The sequence below is a fragment of the Pseudomonas sp. lyk4-R2A-10 genome (assembly GCF_030209075.1).
Taxonomy (GTDB): domain Bacteria; phylum Pseudomonadota; class Gammaproteobacteria; order Pseudomonadales; family Pseudomonadaceae; genus Aquipseudomonas; species Aquipseudomonas glycinae.
On record NZ_JARVSR010000001.1, the window covers coordinates 101,201 to 118,062 of the forward strand.

Sequence of the window (16,862 nt, forward strand, 5' to 3'; positions counted from 1 at the left end):
CCCAGGCGGCCTTGCTTCTGCAGGGTTTGCAGCACCCACGGGTGTTGCCCCGAGCACCAGCCGCTGCCTCGCAGCGGCTTTTGTATTTTCTGAAATAACGAAGTGGAGAGCCGCATGGTTCCCGTAATCGCCCTGGTGGGCCGACCGAACGTCGGCAAGTCCACCTTGTTCAACCGCCTGACCAGGACTCGCGACGCCATCGTCGGCGACTTGTCCGGTCTGACCCGTGATCGCCAGTACGGTGAGGCCAAGTGGCAAGGGCGTTCCTACATTCTGATCGACACCGGCGGTATCTCCGGTGACGAGCATGGTATGGACGAAAAAATGGCCGAGCAGTCGCTGCTGGCCATCGAAGAAGCGGATGTCGTTCTGTTCCTGGTAGATGCCAAGGCCGGTTTCACCGCCGCCGACCAGATGATCGCCGAACACTTGCGCAAACGTAACAAGCGCTCCCACGTGGTGGCCAACAAGGTCGACAACATCGACCCGGAAATGGCCCGCGCCGAATTCGCCCCGCTGGGCATGGGCCACGCGATCCCGATCGCCGGCGCCCACGGTCGCGGCATCACGCAATTGCTGGAAGCCGCCCTGAGCGACTTCCCGCGCGATGATGACGAGCCGGCCGAAGGTGAAGAGGAAGAAGTGGTCGCCGAAGGCGAGGAAGCCAAGCGCATTCCTGGGCCGAGCGAAAAAGACGGGATCAAGATTGCCATCATCGGCCGTCCGAACGTCGGCAAGTCGACCCTGGTTAACCGCATGCTTGGTGAAGACCGGGTAATCGTCTACGACCAGCCCGGCACCACCCGCGACAGTATCTACATCCCGTTCGAGCGTAACGACGAGAAGTACACGCTGATCGACACCGCCGGTGTGCGCAAGCGCGGCAAGATCCACGAAGAAGTCGAAAAATTCTCCGTGGTCAAAACCCTGCAGGCGATCAAAGACGCCAACGTGGTGATCTTCGTGATGGACGCCCGCGAAGGCGTGGTCGATCACGACCTCAACCTGCTGGGCTTCGCCCTTGAAGCAGGTCGTGCGCTGGTGATCGCGATCAACAAATGGGACGGCATGACCCCGAGCGAGCGCGACTTCGTGAAGGTCGAGCTACAGCGTCGGTTGTTCTTCGTTGACTTCGCCGATATCCACTTCATCTCGGCACTGCACGGTACTGGCGTGGGCAACCTCTACGCCTCGGTGCAGAACTCGTTCAAGTCCGCGGTCACCCGCTGGCCGACCAGCCGCCTGACGCAGATTCTCGAAGACGCGGTCAGCGAGCACCAGCCGCCGATGGTCAACAGCCGCCGGATCAAGCTGCGTTACGCTCATCTGGGTGGTGCGAACCCGCCGATCATCGTGATCCACGGCAACCAGATCGAGAAAGTGCCGAAGTCGTACGTGCGCTATCTGGAGAACACTTATCGCCGTGTGCTCAAACTGGTCGGTACGCCGATCCGTATCGAGTTCAAGGGTGGCGAGAACCCGTACGAAGGCAACAAGAACACGCTGACCGACCGCCAGGTCAACAAGAAGCGTCGCTTGATGTCGCACAACAAGAAAGCCAGCAAGAAGCGCCGCGACAAGAAGTAAGGTCGTTGCGAACAAAGAGAAGGGGCGCCGTTTGGCGCCCTTTTTTTATGGGCGCCGGATGGGCTATCCTCGGGCTCTCCCGCGCCGTCGTCAGAGCCGGGGCAGAGCAGGGAACCCCGATGATCACCAGCAAGCTGCCGAATGTCGGCATCACTATTTTCACGCAGATGTCTCAGCTCGCGGCGCAGACCGGAGCGATCAACCTTTCCCAGGGTTTTCCCGATTTCGACGGCCCGCAGGCACTGCGCGATGCAGTCGGTCGACACATCGCCAGCGGCCATAACCAGTATTCGCCCATGACCGGCCTGCCGGCGCTGCGCCAGCAGATCGCTGCGAAAATCGCCCGCAGTTATGGCGCCAACGTCGATGCCGACACTGAAGTGACCGTGACCCCGGGCGCGACCCAGGCAATCTTCTGTGCGATCCAGGCGGTTATCCACAGCGGCGACGAAGTCATCGTGTTCGACCCGGCCTACGACAGCTACGAGCCGGCGGTGGAACTGGCCGGCGGGCACTGCGTGCATGTGCAGCTGGGCCTGAAAGATTTCTCCATCGACTTCGACAGACTCAGCGCAGCCCTGAGCCCGCGCACGCGGATGATCATCCTCAACACCCCGCATAACCCGAGCGGTGCTTTGATCAGTCGCGCCGAACTGGATCAGTTGGCGGCGTTGATCCGTGATCGCGACATCTATGTGATCAGCGACGAAGTCTACGAACACCTGGTGTTCGACGGTGTGCCGCACGTCAGCGTGCTGGCCCATGAAGAGTTGTATCAGCGCGCATTCGTGGTCAGCTCGTTCGGCAAGACCTATCACGTCACAGGCTGGAAAACCGGTTACGTCGTGGCGCCGCCGGCCCTGACGGCGGAGCTGCGCAAGGTGCACCAGTACGTCAGTTTCTGCGGTGTGACACCGTTGCAGTATGCCCTGGCCGATTACATGGCCGAGCATCCGGAACACGTTGAAGAGCTGCCAGGCTTCTATCAGGCCAAGCGCGATCTGTTCTGTGATTTGCTCGCGCCGTCGCGATTCAGCTTCACCCGGGTCACCGGCACTTATTTCCAACTGGTCGATTACTCGCAGATTCGCCCTGACCTGAACGATGTCGAGATGGCGATGTGGATGACCCGCGAGCACGGCGTGGCAAGTATTCCGGTGTCGGTGTTCTACCAGCATCCACCCGAAGGCCAGCGCTTGGTGCGCCTGTGCTTTGCCAAACGTGAGGAGACGCTGCGGGAAGCGGCGGCCAAACTATGCGTGATTTGAGTGCGTTGCCCGATCTCAATCTGGCGCTGATCCAGACCAGCCTGGCCTGGCATGACCGTCAGGCCAACCTCGAGCATTTCGACGCCTTGCTGGAGCAGGCGCGCGGTGCGGATCTGATCATCTTGCCGGAAATGTTCACCACCGGATTCTCCATGGCGTCCGAAACCCTGGCCGAATCCGAAAACGGCCCGACCAGCAAATGGCTGCGGATCCAGGCGGCGAAACTGAACGCGGTCGTCACCGGCAGCGTGATCATCCAGGCCGCCGACGGCAGTCATCGCAACCGCTTGCTGTGGGCGCGGCCGGACGGCGAAGTGCTGCATTACGATAAACGTCACCTGTTCCGCATGGCCGGCGAGCACAATCACTACACCCCCGGCGAGCGTCAGGTGCAGTTCGAGCTCAAGGGCTGGCGGGTGCGTCCGCTGATTTGCTACGACTTGCGCTTCCCGGTGTGGAGCCGCGACGCTCAGGACACCGATCTGTTGCTGTACACGGCCAACTGGCCGGGCGCGCGGCGTCAGCACTGGAACCGCTTGCTGCCGGCCCGGGCCATCGAAAACCTGTGCTATGTGGCGGCGGTCAACCGGGTTGGCACCGATGGCAAGGGCTTTGCCTATACCGGCGACAGTCAGGTGCTGGATTTTCAGGGCGAGACGTTGCTGGCGGCGGGAGAGGCTGACGGGGTGTTCAAGGTGGTTCTGGAAGCGGCTTCACTGGCGGCTTACCGCGAGCGGTTCCCGGCGAATCTGGATGCGGACACCTTCGAGTTCACCTGATAGTCACGAGGCGCCTGATCGTTCCCATGCTCTGCGTGGGAACGATCAGAAGAAGCAATAAAAAGGCCCCGAGGTGCAAACCCCGGGGCCTTTTGCATTGCAGCGGTCAGTTACGCCGCTTTCGCTTCCGGCTGGCTCAGCGAGCGGTTCAGCGCGCTGAACAGTGCCTTGAAGCTGGCGGTGGTGATGTTTTCATCGATGCCCACGCCGTGCACCGCACGTTCGCCGTTCACACGCAGCTCGATGTAGGCTGCCGCCTTGGCGTTAGTGCCCGCGCCGATGGCGTGTTCGTTGTAGTCCATGATTTCCACCGGAATCGGCAGACCGGCCACCAGGGCTTCCAGCGCGCCGTTGCCCTTGCCGCGCCAGTGCAGATTGGTTTCGCCCTGACCTTTGCTCGCCACTTCCACTTCGACGGCGCTGTTACCGTTTTCTTCCTGCAGGCGATGGCTGACCAGCGCGTACGGGGTGTTGGCTTGCAGATATTCGCTGTGCAGCAGCGCGTGGATTTGCTGCGCGGTCATCTCCAGGCCCAGGCGATCGGTTTCACGCTGCACGACCTGGCTGAATTCGATCTGCATGCGACGTGGCAGGCTGATGCCGTATTCCTGCTCCAGCAGGTAGGCGATGCCGCCCTTGCCCGACTGGCTGTTGACGCGGATCACCGCCTCGTAGCTGCGGCCGATGTCGGCCGGGTCGATCGGCAGGTACGGCACTTCCCACAGGGTGTCCGGTTTCTGCTGGGCGAAGCCCTTGCGGATCGCGTCCTGGTGGGAGCCGGAGAACGCTGTGTGCACCAGGTCGCCGACGTACGGGTGACGCGGGTGAACCTGGATCTGGTTGCACTCTTCGACGACTTTGCGCACGCCGTCGATGTCGGAAAAGTCCAGCTCAGGATTGATGCCCTGGGTGTACATGTTCAGTGCCACAGTCACGAGGTCGACGTTACCGGTACGCTCGCCGTTGCCGAACAGGCAGCCTTCGACGCGATCGGCGCCGGCCATCAGGCCCAGCTCGGTGGCGGCCACGCCAGTGCCGCGGTCGTTGTGGGTGTGCAGGCTGATGATCACGCTGTCACGGCGGTTGATGTTGCGGTGGAACCACTCGATCTGGTCGGCGTAGACGTTCGGGGTCGCACATTCAACGGTGGCCGGCAGGTTGAGGATGATCTTGTGCTCAGGCGTCGGGTTCCAGACCTCGATCACCGCGTCACAGACTTCCTTGGCGAATTCCAGTTCGGTGGCGCTGAAGGTTTCCGGCGAGTACTCGAAGGTCCACTCGGTGTCCGGCTGCATGGCCGCGTATTTGACGAACAGCTTGGCGGCGTTCACGGCGATGGCCTTGATCCCGTCCTTGTCCTGGTTGAAAACGATGCGACGGAAAGAAGGGGAGGTGGCGTTGTACAGATGAACGATGGCTTTCTTCGCCCCGCGCAGGGATTCGAAGGTGCGCTCGATCAGGTCTTCACGGCCCTGGGTCAGCACCTGAATGGTGGTGTCGTCCGGGATGTGGCCGTCCTCGATCAGGGTACGCACGAAGTCGAAGTCGGTTTGCGAAGCGGCCGGGAACGACGCTTCGATTTCCTTCACGCCCACCTGCACCAGGGTTTTCCAGAAGCGCAGCTTTTTCACCGCGTCCATTGGCTCGATCAACGACTGGTTGCCGTCACGCAGGTCGGAGCTGCACCAGATTGGCGCGGCATCGATGGTTTTCGACGGCCACGTGCGATCCGGCAGGTTGATCACTGGAAACGCGCGGTATTTCGAAGACGGGTCTTTGAGCATGCTCATCGGGAAATTCCTTATTGTCTGGGCCGAAAAGAGGCGGCCTGCCGGTGGAACGAACGTTCTTGGAAAAGCGTGGGACGAGGTGCAGCGATTCAGCCCGGCAGTCGTGCGCTGACGAGGCACAGGCTGCGGTGCTGGCGAAGCTGAATGAGGGTGTGAGAGGTTTTCATGCCTTCAACCCTAACCGCGGGGGATGAGGATGGCAAGCAGTCGAAAAAAATTGAGAGGAATACCCGGAAAGCGGTTTTTTCCGAGATTTTATTCTTGATATGGCTGTATTTGTTTGCGGGGATTGCGCGGACCAATCGTCGTGCGCAATCCCTGCTGGAAGGGCTTCAGCCTGAAATCAAGGCTGGAAAGCCCCAATGAAAATCGCCGGATCGACCCGCGCATCGTTCAGGCTGACGTTCCAGTGCATGTGCGGCCCGGTCGCGCGACCAGTGGCGCCCACCTTGCCAACCACCGCGCCGCGCGCCAGTTGCTGGCCGTTCTGCACATCGATTTTCGACATATGACAGAACATGCTGATGAAGCCCTGGCCGTGGTCGACGAACACGGTGTTGCCATTGAAGAAGTAGTTACCGATCAGGATCACCTTGCCCGCTGCCGGAGTCTTGATCGGCGTGCCGGCCGGCACCGCGAAGTCCAGACCTGCGTGCGGATTACGCTCTTCACCGTTGAAGAAACGGCGCACGCCGAACTTGCTCGACAGCGGCCCGTTGACCGGTTTGTCCAGCAGCAGGTTGCTCGGGGTGTTCGGGCTGAAACTGCGGTAGGCCTTGATCTGTTCGGCCAGCTCGCCCTCGATACGCTTGAGGTTGGCCGGGTTCGGATTGACCTGCTGGGTGTTCTTCAGGGTGATGTGCTGTTCCGGGTATTTCTTGTTGCCGACACTGAAATTGAGGTTGCGGCCGCCACTGCTGATCTGCTGAATGCCGGGTTTGACGGTCAACGCAAGGCCGACAATCGCCAGCCAGTTGTTCTGTTCCTTGACCACCAGCACCGGTTTGCCCTGATACGTGGCTTTCGGCGCTTGCGCAGCGGTGCCCAGATCGACGACAGCCACGCCGCCCGGCACCGGTTTGTTCAGCAGGCGGGTGATGTAACTGTCGGCGTGAGCGTTGAAGGTCAGGCACAGCAACAGCAGCGGAGCGAGAAAGCGCGGCATGGATCAGTCCAGTAAAGAGAGAGTGACGGGCGTCAGGTGATTGTCCTCGACGCGCACTTGCAGTTCGCCTTCGCCCAGTCTGGCCTTGAGGCGCTGACCGGTGTGAGTTTGCGCGGCGTTGCGGATCGCGTTGCCGCGTTCATCCAGCAGAATGCTGTAGCCACGGCCGAGAGTCGCCAGCGGGCTGACCACGTGCAGGGTCTGCATCTGGCTTTGCAACTGCAGGCGACGGCGTTTCAGGCCTTCGTTCATGGCGCGTGGCAGGCGCTCGGCGAGGCTGTCGAGGCGTTGGCGCAGCAGCGCGAGTTGGCGTCCCGGATGTTGCCCGGCGAGGCGGGTTTCCAGGCGGATCAAGCGTTCGCGACGGGTATTGAGCTGGCGCTCGAAAGCGCGGCGCATGCGCATGTCCAGGTCATCCAGACGCTGTGCCTGCTGGCGCAGACGTTCGCCGGGATGGCGCAAGCGGCGGGTCATGCCTTCGAGGCGCAATCGATCGCGCATCAGGCGATCACGCATGCGCATCACCAGCCGGCGATGCAGGCTTTCGACCTGTCGGATCAGGTGGCTGGAATCCGGGGCAAGCAGTTCAGCAGCAGCGGACGGTGTAGGCGCGCGCACGTCAGCCACAAAGTCGCTGATCGACACATCGGTTTCATGCCCGACTGCACTGACGATCGGCGTAACGCAGGCATCCACCGCCCGGGCCACCGCCTCTTCATTGAAGCACCACAGGTCTTCCAGCGAGCCGCCGCCACGGGCCAGGATCAGCGCGTCGAAGCCACGGGCATCGGCCAGTTTCAGGGCGCGGACGATCTGCGCGGTGGCTTCGCGGCCCTGAACGGCGGTGGGAATCAGCGTCAGTTGTACTTGCGGCGCGCGGCGGCGGAACACGCTGATGATGTCGCGAATCACCGCGCCGGTCGGCGAACTGATGATGCCGATGCGCTGCGGATGGGCCGGCAGCGGCACCTTGCGCTCGGCACTGAACAGGCCTTCGGCGCTGAGCTTTTCCTTCAGGGCATCGAAAGCAAGGCGCAGCGCACCGTCGCCGGCAGGCTCCACGGTGTCGAGGATCAGCTGATAGTCGCCACGCCCTTCGAACAGCGAGACCTTGCCGCGCACCTTGACTGCCAGGCCATCCTTCAGCGCCTGACGCACCCGCGCGGCGTTCTGCCGGAACAGTGCGCAACGCACCTGCGCGCCGCTGTCCTTGAGCGTGAAATACACGTGGCCGGACGCCGGGCGGGCGAGGTTGGAGATTTCGCCTTCGACCCAGATGTTGCTGAACACGTCTTCGAGCAACACCCGCGCGCGGCCGTTGAGCTGGCTGACGGTCAGGACTTCGCGGTCGAGGCCGAGTCTTGCAAAGGGATCTTTAATCATGGGGCGCAGTTTAAAGGCATTCGCCGGTGAATGTCTGGAGGAAGTGTTGCACCAGAGGTGTGGGATTTTGCCGAGAAGTGAGGGCGACAGTGCTTTGGCAATCGCCGGTCAGCGGCAGAAATCTCACACCAGCGGGCGCGATGTCCTGCATCGATTCCGGCAGTAGAGCGATGCCGAATCCGGCCTGGATCAACTGCAATTGCGTGGTCTTGCGCGACATCACCCTCGCAGCCTGGGGGAAGAAACCGTGACGCATGCACAGATCGGCGCACAAATAGCTCAGCCCGCCGCGCTGCGGATGCGGGATGGAGATGAATGCTTCGTCCTTCAATTGCGCCAGATCGACTGCCTCCATCAAAGCCAGTCGATGATCCGCCGGCACGGCAAGCAGCAAGCGTTCGTTATAGAGCGGCACAACCTGAACGCCCTCGCGCTGGCGCAGCACCGGCAGGCGCAACAGTCCGATGTCGAGCCGGCCTTCGGCCAGTTCTTCAAGTTGCGCCTCCGAGGAGAGCGTGCCGATGTCCAGCGAAACGCCGGGCTGCTGCTCCAGATATGCGCTCATGTCGCGCAACAGTCGGCCACTGATCGGCACGGTGCTGGAGTGACAAAGGCGCAAGGTGCCGCGCTGCCCTTGGCCGATTTCCGTGGCCAGGGTGCTGGCCTTGTTCAGTTCATTGAGCAGATTTTTCGCCCGGGGCAGGAACGCTTCGCCAGCGGCGGTGAGTCGGGGCTGGCGCGCGGTGCGTTCGAACAGCGGCGTTTGCAGGCGGGTTTCCATGTCCTTGATCTGTCGGCTCAACGCCGATTGAGCAATGAACAGCCGTTCGGCTGCAGCACTGAAGCTGCCGCTCTCGGCGATTTCCACGAAGTAACGCAATTGACGGGTTGAAAGCACGAGACATGCCTTTTCGAGATGGCTTGGCGGTTTCGAAGATATTAGTCGCAACCCTCGGCGCTGGCTAAAGTCATCGCAGGCTTATAAAGGAAGCGAGCGAATGAGCGTGGCGGGGTTGTTGAGCGAATGGTCGTGGGGCGCGCAGGGCTGGGTGGTGATCGGACTGGCCATCGCGCTGGCCTACATCGTGTTCGGGATTGCCGGTTTCGGCACGGCGCTGGTGGCGGGGCCGATTCTGATTCTGTTCATGCCGCTGTCGAAGATCGTGCCGTTGCTGGTGCTGCTGGATTTCGTCGCGGCGTTCGGCAATCTGCTGCCGTCGCGGCGGGATGTGGCGAAACCGGAGTTGCTGCGGCTGCTGCCGTGCATGGCGGTGGGCTGCACGCTGGGGGTGATTTTCCTGCTTAACCTCAAGTCCGATCTGCTGTTGCTGCTGATGGGGTTGTTCATCAGTGCCTACGCGGTTTACAGCTTGTGGATCAAGGCACGACCGGCGCAGTTGTCCGCTGGATGGGCGTTGCCGATGGGAACCGTGGGCGGTTTGTTCGGGGCGTTGTTCGGCAGTGGCGGCTTTCTTTATGCGATCTACCTCAACAGTCGACTGCCCAAGGACGCGGCGCGGGCCACGCAAAGTGCGCTGATCAGTTGCAGCACGGTGGTGCGTTTGAGTCTGTTCGCCATCGCCGGGGTGTATGCCGAGCTACCCTTGTTGATGCTTGCAGTGTGTCTGTTGCCAGCCATGGCGCTGGGCTTGTGGGGCGGGCGACGATTGACCATGCGCCTGTCCCGCGAGGCCTTCGTGCGGCTGGTGACCTGGCTGGTGCTGGCGAGCGGGATTGCGCTGATCGGCCGCTATTTAAGCACTTGACCGGATTTTGTCAGGGATTAAGCTGCCGGCCGCGTTCGTCGCAGAACATCCTTTGACGCAGCAGGCTTGCACCATGAATTCCCAAAGCATCATCGTCCCGAAAATCTCCAACCTGCCGGTGCACGAGCCCCGCGCCCGGGCGATTCTGCGCTGGCTGGTGCGCAAGAACATCGTCAAGGAAGAACTGAGCACCTGCGGACGCACCGGCAATCGCATGGCCTACGCCATCGCCGATGGCGCCCGCGCGGTGGTGCTGCATCCCGAGGCGTTACCGTTCGGTGAGCCGATCAATGGTCTGGAAGTCATCACCAAGCGCTGCATCTACACCCCGGCCAAGGGTTTTCTCGAAGAGGCCGGTTGCGCCGAGTGCCGGCAGGAGATCGGCGAAGCGCTGTTCGAAAGTCTGGAAGACTGGATGCCGGGGCGCACCGACAACTTCACCTGCCCCGAATGCGGGCATGAAGACGATATCAACGGTTTTCTGTATTTACAGGAATGCGGGTTTTCCAACCTCGGTTTCATCTTCAACAACTGGCTCGAGGCGGGGTTCAAGCAGAGTTTCATCGACGAATTCGCCGACTGGCTGGATCAGCCGGTGAGCTGGGTCAAGGTCGAGTTGTAAGGGGCGTTTTTCCCGTACATCAGCAACATTGATATAAGACAAGTTTTACATTGAGCCCGGTAGGGTGTCTGAGTATAATGGCGCGCTTCCATTTTCCCGCTCGGGAGCCCCCGCGATGCTGCGTATCAGCCAAGAAGCTCTGACCTTCGACGACATTCTCCTAGTGCCCGGTTATTCCGAGGTACTTCCTAATGAAGTCAGTCTGAAGACCCGCCTTACCCGTGGCATCGAGCTGAACATTCCTCTGGTTTCTGCCGCCATGGACACCGTCACCGAAGCCCGTCTGGCAATCGCCATGGCTCAGGAAGGTGGCATCGGCATTATCCACAAGAACATGACCATCGAGCAGCAAGCTGCCGAAGTTCGCAAGGTCAAGAAGTTCGAAGCCGGTGTGGTCAAGGACCCAATCACCATCGAGGCTGACGCCACGGTTCGTGATCTGTTCGAACTGACCCGCATGCACAACATTTCCGGCGTTCCGGTGCTGCACGATGGCGACCTGGTCGGCATCGTCACTTCCCGTGACGTGCGTTTCGAAACCCGTCTGGACGCCACCGTTCGTGAAGTGATGACGCCTAAAGAGCGTCTGGTCACTGTTCGCGAAGGCGCCGACAAGAACGAAGTCCGCGAGCTGCTGCACAAGCACCGCCTGGAAAAAGTCCTGATCGTCGACGACAAGTTTGCCCTCAAAGGCATGATGACCGTCAAAGACATCGAAAAAGCCAAGGCCTACCCGCTGGCCAGCAAGGACGATCAAGGTCGTCTGCGTGTCGGCGCTGCGGTCGGTACCGGTAAAGACACCGGTGACCGCGTTGCAGCCCTGGTCAATGCCGGTGTGGATGTGGTGGTGGTCGACACCGCTCACGGTCACTCCAAGGGTGTGATCGACCGCGTTCGCTGGGTCAAAGAGAATTTCCCTGAAGTGCAGGTGATCGGCGGCAACATCGCCACCGGCGCAGCCGCCAAGGCCCTGGCCGAAGCTGGCGCCGACGCGGTCAAGGTCGGTATCGGCCCTGGCTCGATCTGCACCACCCGTATCGTCGCCGGTGTCGGCGTTCCGCAAATCAGTGCCATCGCCAACGTTGCCGCTGCCCTCGAAGGCACCGGTGTTCCGTTGATCGCCGACGGCGGTATCCGTTTCTCCGGTGACCTGTCCAAGGCCATCGTGGCCGGTGCGTCCTGCGTGATGATGGGCTCGATGTTCGCCGGTACCGAAGAAGCTCCGGGCGAGATTGAACTGTTCCAGGGTCGTTCGTACAAGGCTTATCGCGGCATGGGTTCGCTGGGCGCCATGTCCCAGGCGCAAGGTTCCTCCGACCGTTACTTCCAGGACTCCTCGGCAGGCGCCGAGAAGCTTGTACCTGAAGGGATCGAAGGCCGTGTTCCTTACAAGGGCACCCTGAGCGCGATCATCCACCAGTTGATGGGCGGTCTGCGTTCTTCGATGGGTTACACCGGCAGCGCCAACATCGAAGAAATGCGCACCAAGCCTGAGTTCGTGCGGATCACCGGTGCCGGCATGGCCGAGTCCCACGTTCACGACGTGCAGATCACCAAGGAAGCGCCAAACTACCGCGTAGGTTGAGCCTTCAAGCAACAAGCTAAGCAACCGGGGCTGTTTTATTCAGCCCCGAGTTGTTTCTGAATCACGACTGTTTCTGAATGACTTAGACGAGACTGAATCATGGCCCTCGATATTCACGCTCACCGCATCCTGATCCTCGACTTCGGCTCGCAATACACCCAACTGATCGCCCGCCGCGTGCGCGAGATCGGTGTGTACTGCGAACTGCACCCGTTCGACATGGACGAAGATGCGATCCGCGAATTTGCGCCAAAAGGCGTGATCCTCGCCGGCGGTCCCGAGTCCGTGCACGAAGCCAACAGCCCGCGCTGCCCGCAAGCGGTGTTCGACCTGGGCGTACCGGTCTTCGGTATCTGCTACGGCATGCAGACCATGGCCGAGCAACTGGGCGGCAAGGTTGAAGGCTCCGAACTGCGTGAGTTCGGTTATGCCCGCGTTGACGTGGTCGGCAAGAGCCGTCTGCTCGACGGCATCGAAGACCACATCGACGCCGACGGCCTGTTCGGCCTCGACGTGTGGATGAGCCACGGTGACAAGGTCACCAAGATGCCAAGCGACTTCCACATCCTGGCCAGCACCCCGAGCTGTCCGATCGCCGGCATGTTCAACGACGAGCGCGCTTACTACGGCGTGCAGTTCCACCCGGAAGTGACCCACACCAAGCAGGGCGGTCGCATCCTGTCGCGTTTCGTTCTCGACATCTGCGGCTGTGAAGCCCTGTGGACCCCGTCGAAGATCGCCGAAGACGCCATCGCCAACATCCGCGCACAGGTCGGTACCGACAACGTGCTGCTGGGGCTGTCCGGCGGTGTGGATTCCTCGGTGGTTGCGGCGCTGCTGCACAAGGCCATCGGTGATCAGCTGACCTGCGTCTTCGTCGACAACGGCCTGCTGCGTCTGCACGAAGGCGAGCAGGTGATGGCCATGTTCGCCGAGAACATGGGCGTCAAGGTGATCCGCGCCAACGCGGAAGACCAGTTCCTGAATAACCTGGCCGGCGAAGCCGATCCGGAGAAGAAGCGCAAGATCATCGGTCGTACCTTCATCGACGTGTTCGATGCCGAATCCTGCAAACTGGACAACATCAAGTACCTGGCTCAGGGCACCATCTACCCGGACGTGATCGAGTCGGCTGGCGCGAAAAGCGGCAAGGCCCACGTGATCAAGTCGCACCACAACGTGGGCGGCCTGCCGGAAGAAATGAACCTGAAACTGGTCGAGCCACTGCGCGAACTGTTCAAGGACGAAGTCCGTCGTCTGGGCCTGGAACTGGGCCTGCCGTACGACATGGTCTACCGTCACCCGTTCCCGGGCCCGGGCCTGGGCGTGCGGATCCTTGGCGAAGTGAAGAAGGAATACGCCGACCTGCTGCGTCGCGCCGACCACATCTTCATCGAAGAACTGCGCAAGGCCGACTGGTACCACAAGGTCAGCCAGGCGTTTGTCGTGTTCCAGCCGGTGAAATCGGTGGGCGTGGTCGGCGATGGCCGCCGTTACGCCTGGGTCGTGGCCCTGCGTGCCGTGGAAACCATCGACTTCATGACCGCACGTTGGGCACACCTGCCTTACGAACTGCTGGAAACCGTTTCCGGCCGCATCATCAATGAAATCGAAGGCATCTCCCGCGTGACTTACGACGTGTCGAGCAAGCCGCCGGCGACGATTGAGTGGGAGTGATCCCGCGACACCGGTTGTATTGATGCAATGAAAAACCCTGGCTTCGGCCAGGGTTTTTTTGTTTGTGGCAATGGGCAGGTCAGTGGGGAAGGCGGCTTTGCAGTTGCAGCCCCATCTGTTTCAGTGCGCTGGATAACTGCTCAAGATTATCGTAGGGGACGCGGTGTACCGGACTCCAGGACGGGCGATCAATGTAATAGCGCCCGTCTGCGAAGGTCTGGACAGGGGTTTGTACAATCTCGCCGTTCACACTTCTGTGGAACAACCGATAGGTACCTTGCGAACGTTCGAAAACATACATGCCCGCGCGGTACAGGAGTCGGTGTATTTGCAGTTCGCTTCGGCTGACCGGCGCCGCTTCCAATTGCACCAGCGCGTCGACGTAATGGGTATCGAAAGTCCCGCGTTGTACCAGCGTTTCTGAATGCGGGCCCCGTTCTATATCGATACCTGGGTCCGGTGAGACACGTTCGCCCAGTCCCGGATCAACTTCTTCAATGCGCAAACCAATGCCGCCTTCCAGTTCGCTGATGCCGGCAACGCCCCTGAACGTATTGGTGTTTTCCACGCCTGTCAGTACCACCCACTTGCCGACGTCATTCAGGTTCTTGTCGATAAACATGATGTCGGCTGTCAGGTGATTGGTCATGATTTGTTCCTCGGGCCGTGCGAGCGTATCGGGCCTTTTGTAGGAAGCCGCGCAATCGGTCGCCTGGACTCGAATACCGTTTTCTCGGGCACTTTTGACCAGTGCCAGTTCGTCGAACCGCCCTGCCGGATCGGTACCGAGGCGACTCAGGTACTGCTGCAAGTCCTCGGACATGACGCCGGACTTGAAGTATGCATTCAGGTCAGCCTGGGCAAAGTCGCTGAGCAGTCGGCGCACATAAAGCGTCTTGACGCCTTCGCGCGCCAGAGCAGGCATGTTTTCAATGATCAGTCGCATGCTGGTGATACGGCCAGGCGTTTCGCCGATCACCAGACCGGGCGCTTCCTTGAGTGCCTGTGCTACGAATTCCATGAAGGTCATTGAAGAGGTAATTGCAGGTATCGGCGGGCGTGGCGGCAGGTTTGCCCATGGCAGATTCTTGTAGAAGCGCCTGGCGGAGATCCGAAGCGCGCGGGCTTTATCGGCGAAATACAGGGCATAGCGATCCGGAGCGATCAGCCCGCCGTCAGGACCAATTCGCAGTTGAATATGGGTTTCACGTAATTGCAGGGCCCAACGCCTCAGTTCGAACTCCCGCTGCGGATCGACTGCGTAAGGCGTCTTGACCAGTCGGATGTTCAGGGGCTCGCTGGGCGCAGGGTTTGACGGTCCAGGTTGTGTGACCAACGGCTCCGGCTCAGCGGGCGAGGGTTCGCGTGTATCAAGTTCAAGTGCCACATCGACGGTGCATTGCCTGCCCAGACACTGACCGCCCCCCTTGAGTCCCAGTTGAGTCATGCGCTCCCACAGACCTTCACTGTTCAAGCGCACGGGTATTGCGTGGATCAGCTGGTTCGGTTTTGCCGGGTCGATGATCGCCCAGAATCCGCCACCCAGTGAGTCGTTGAAGTAACGGACGCAGTAGGCCGTGTCGTTCATCTGGATGGCGTAGGGAGGATCGGTGTCGAGTCTGTAGATGCCGCGATATTTGCCCGGCTCCGTAACCGGATCAAGACCGTCGAGGATTGCGTTGGATTGAAAGCGTTGCGGGATTTGTGAAGCTTGCACTGGTTCGGATATGACCGAGGGCTGTTCTGGCAGAACAGGCACGATGTCATTCGGTTGTTCTGGCTCCAGTTCCGCTGCTGTATCGGCTTCTGTCAGTTCGCTTGCTTCGATGGCTTCTGACGGCATGTCGAGCTCCGCCAGTGAGCCTGTGCCCTTGAGAAACGGAATATTGAACAGCGCATCGATACCGCTGAAAACGGCCCCCAGGACACCTTCCTTGCGCTCCGCGGAAGTCTTGCCGTTGACGGCCTTGTCGATGTTCAGCCCCATGTCGGCGAGGCTGGCGCCAATCACCGGCAATGCAACAGGCCAGCCCACCACGGCCATCGGGCCGAAGACTTTCAGACCAGCGCTCAGATAGCCGATCCAGAGTTTCTTGCGCAGATCACCGTTCGAGGTCAGGGAAAGATCCGCTTCGGCGAACATCGCGCTATGGGCACAGTCACGCAGCCAGCTGAATGCATCCACCGTGACCGTGTGATCGTTACGGTTGATCAGATGATGATCCGAATGCCCCCAGGTGCTGACCAGTCGATTCATCAGGTCACTGATGTGTTCGGTCATCCAGTGCCGGTCAGCCAGCGAGAAGTGTTTGAGGAACAGTTCGCGCGGTGCTTTCTCGTTCAGCTGTTGCAAGGCCCACCAGTGCATGTCAGTGGGGGTGTCCAGCACATGAAATGGTTGGTTGTCGCCGGGCACATAGAGGATCTGCCGGCCTGTCGAGTCAATGATGCGCAGGATATCGGTGGCCATACGGCCGTCGATATCCAGCGTGCAAACCCGCAGGCCATGGCCGGGGATGAACTCGGTTTGCAGACTGTGCAGGCTCACTGGCCAGCTCAGCGGGCCGATGACCGCGCTGATTGCAGTCTGGAAGTCCTCGTCGTTCAGGTGGCCGAATTCCCGGGCTTCAACGGCTTTGCCGAGAAAGTTGCATTTGGCCAGCGTGCGGAATTCACGGGAGTGCTGATCCCAGAACGACTGCAGCTCGTTGCGGTAACGCTCGCTGAAGTTGATGTTCCAGAAGTCGTCGAGTACCTCGTTACCGTGCAGCCGGACTTCGTTGGTTGTATCGAAGTTTTCGGTGTCCGGCCCTGCGCTGTAAAACCCGCCGTATACATCGAGCAAGTCGGCGTTGTCCTGATCCGTGGCGCGGAACCGGTGTATCACCAGTTGCGTCAGGGTCAGGCTTTCATAGGGTTTTTCACCATAATGCTGCCAACCGGTGAATGATGTGGAAAGACTCTGAGCAGTTCTGAATCGATGGTAATAGACGTGATCGGGATCGAGGCCGGTAAGGCCATGTTTGGCGAGCATTTCAATGGCAATCTGACGGGCCGTGTCGTTCAGGCTCGGGCACGCCGTGATCACCTGTGTGGCCATGACCTTGAGTGCAGCTCTGTCGGCGTCGTTGGGCAGCGGACGTTGTTCTGTCGGGTTCATTCGTTCTATTCCTTGAGAGGGAAGAGAAGGGTGATCCACTCGCTCAAGGGGTGTGCGGTACATGATTACCACCCGATATT

Annotated in this window: 13 protein-coding genes; 8 read left to right on the forward strand and 5 right to left on the reverse strand. The window is 60.5% G+C overall.

What is annotated here, in order from left to right; genetic code table 11:
• The first annotated feature begins 114 nt into the window (after positions 1–114).
• The 3 genes from der to QRN46_RS00535 all read left to right on the forward strand — a co-directional run bounded on the left by der (position 115) and on the right by QRN46_RS00535 (position 3,634).
• Entirely contained in the window at positions 115–1,587 is a 1,473-nt protein-coding gene (gene der, locus QRN46_RS00525; RefSeq protein WP_007956675.1) for a ribosome biogenesis GTPase Der, read from the forward strand.
• Positions 1,588–1,706: 119 nt separating this feature from the next.
• Positions 1,707–2,855, forward strand: a complete 1,149-nt coding sequence (locus tag QRN46_RS00530) for a pyridoxal phosphate-dependent aminotransferase (protein ID WP_285354167.1) — start codon at positions 1,707–1,709, stop codon at positions 2,853–2,855.
• A complete protein-coding gene (locus tag QRN46_RS00535) occupies positions 2,843–3,634 on the forward strand; it encodes an amidohydrolase (protein ID WP_041475425.1) in 792 nt (263 codons plus the stop codon). Before QRN46_RS00530 ends, QRN46_RS00535 begins: the two co-directional genes overlap by 13 nt.
• A gap of 110 nt (positions 3,635–3,744) precedes the next feature.
• Here the strand turns inward: QRN46_RS00535 and leuA are convergent, their stop codons facing one another.
• Positions 3,745–5,424, reverse strand: a complete 1,680-nt coding sequence (gene leuA / locus QRN46_RS00540) for a 2-isopropylmalate synthase (protein ID WP_108563179.1) — start codon at positions 5,422–5,424, stop codon at positions 3,745–3,747.
• Positions 5,425–5,589: 165 nt separating this feature from the next.
• Between leuA and QRN46_RS00545 the strand changes: the two genes are divergently transcribed.
• On the forward strand, positions 5,590–5,790 hold the full coding sequence (locus QRN46_RS00545) for a hypothetical protein (RefSeq protein WP_201816550.1): 201 nt from the start codon (positions 5,590–5,592) through the stop codon (positions 5,788–5,790).
• On the opposite strand, the gene QRN46_RS00550 is transcribed toward QRN46_RS00545, so the two are convergent.
• The 3 genes from QRN46_RS00550 to QRN46_RS00560 are packed head-to-tail and all read right to left on the reverse strand — an operon-like array spanning position 5,768 to position 8,870.
• Complete coding sequence (locus QRN46_RS00550; protein ID WP_011335802.1) at positions 5,768–6,589, reverse strand: peptidoglycan DD-metalloendopeptidase family protein; 822 nt, start codon at positions 6,587–6,589, stop codon at positions 5,768–5,770. The two genes, QRN46_RS00545 and QRN46_RS00550, sit on opposite strands and share 23 nt — an antisense overlap.
• A gap of 3 nt (positions 6,590–6,592) precedes the next feature.
• Positions 6,593–7,972: an exodeoxyribonuclease VII large subunit gene (gene xseA, locus QRN46_RS00555; protein WP_007956669.1), complete on the reverse strand. Its 1,380-nt coding sequence runs from the start codon at positions 7,970–7,972 to the stop codon at positions 6,593–6,595.
• A gap of 10 nt (positions 7,973–7,982) precedes the next feature.
• Entirely contained in the window at positions 7,983–8,870 is an 888-nt protein-coding gene (locus QRN46_RS00560) for a LysR family transcriptional regulator (protein ID WP_285354168.1), read from the reverse strand.
• 100 nt (positions 8,871–8,970) lie between these two features.
• Between QRN46_RS00560 and QRN46_RS00565 the strand changes: the two genes are divergently transcribed.
• From QRN46_RS00565 to guaA, 4 genes are all read left to right on the forward strand, one after another.
• On the forward strand, positions 8,971–9,738 hold the full coding sequence (locus QRN46_RS00565; RefSeq protein WP_011335800.1) for a sulfite exporter TauE/SafE family protein: 768 nt from the start codon (positions 8,971–8,973) through the stop codon (positions 9,736–9,738).
• Positions 9,739–9,811: 73 nt separating this feature from the next.
• Positions 9,812–10,360: a hypothetical protein gene (locus tag QRN46_RS00570; RefSeq protein ID WP_011335799.1), complete on the forward strand. Its 549-nt coding sequence runs from the start codon at positions 9,812–9,814 to the stop codon at positions 10,358–10,360.
• 115 nt (positions 10,361–10,475) lie between these two features.
• Entirely contained in the window at positions 10,476–11,945 is a 1,470-nt protein-coding gene (gene guaB / locus QRN46_RS00575) for an IMP dehydrogenase (protein WP_011335798.1), read from the forward strand.
• A gap of 99 nt (positions 11,946–12,044) precedes the next feature.
• Complete coding sequence (guaA, locus tag QRN46_RS00580) at positions 12,045–13,622, forward strand: glutamine-hydrolyzing GMP synthase (protein WP_011335797.1); 1,578 nt, start codon at positions 12,045–12,047, stop codon at positions 13,620–13,622.
• Between the two features lie 79 nt (positions 13,623–13,701).
• Here the strand turns inward: guaA and QRN46_RS00585 are convergent, their stop codons facing one another.
• Entirely contained in the window at positions 13,702–16,845 is a 3,144-nt protein-coding gene (locus QRN46_RS00585; RefSeq protein WP_350310489.1) for a membrane-targeted effector domain-containing toxin, read from the reverse strand.
• Positions 16,846–16,862 lie beyond the last annotated feature (17 nt).

Coding starts and splice junctions, on each gene's coding strand:
- der (WP_007956675.1), top strand. CDS start 115: ATGGTTCCCGTAATCGCCCTGGTGGGCCGACCGAACGTCGGCAAGTCC.
- QRN46_RS00530 (WP_285354167.1), top strand. CDS start 1,707: ATGATCACCAGCAAGCTGCCGAATGTCGGCATCACTATTTTCACGCAG.
- QRN46_RS00535 (WP_041475425.1), top strand. CDS start 2,843: ATGCGTGATTTGAGTGCGTTGCCCGATCTCAATCTGGCGCTGATCCAG.
- leuA (WP_108563179.1), bottom strand. CDS start 5,424: ATGAGCATGCTCAAAGACCCGTCTTCGAAATACCGCGCGTTTCCAGTG.
- QRN46_RS00545 (WP_201816550.1), top strand. CDS start 5,590: ATGCCTTCAACCCTAACCGCGGGGGATGAGGATGGCAAGCAGTCGAAA.
- QRN46_RS00550 (WP_011335802.1), bottom strand. CDS start 6,589: ATGCCGCGCTTTCTCGCTCCGCTGCTGTTGCTGTGCCTGACCTTCAAC.
- xseA (WP_007956669.1), bottom strand. CDS start 7,972: ATGATTAAAGATCCCTTTGCAAGACTCGGCCTCGACCGCGAAGTCCTG.
- QRN46_RS00565 (WP_011335800.1), top strand. CDS start 8,971: ATGAGCGTGGCGGGGTTGTTGAGCGAATGGTCGTGGGGCGCGCAGGGC.
- QRN46_RS00570 (WP_011335799.1), top strand. CDS start 9,812: ATGAATTCCCAAAGCATCATCGTCCCGAAAATCTCCAACCTGCCGGTG.
- guaB (WP_011335798.1), top strand. CDS start 10,476: ATGCTGCGTATCAGCCAAGAAGCTCTGACCTTCGACGACATTCTCCTA.
- guaA (WP_011335797.1), top strand. CDS start 12,045: ATGGCCCTCGATATTCACGCTCACCGCATCCTGATCCTCGACTTCGGC.
- QRN46_RS00585 (WP_350310489.1), bottom strand. CDS start 16,845: ATGTACCGCACACCCCTTGAGCGAGTGGATCACCCTTCTCTTCCCTCT.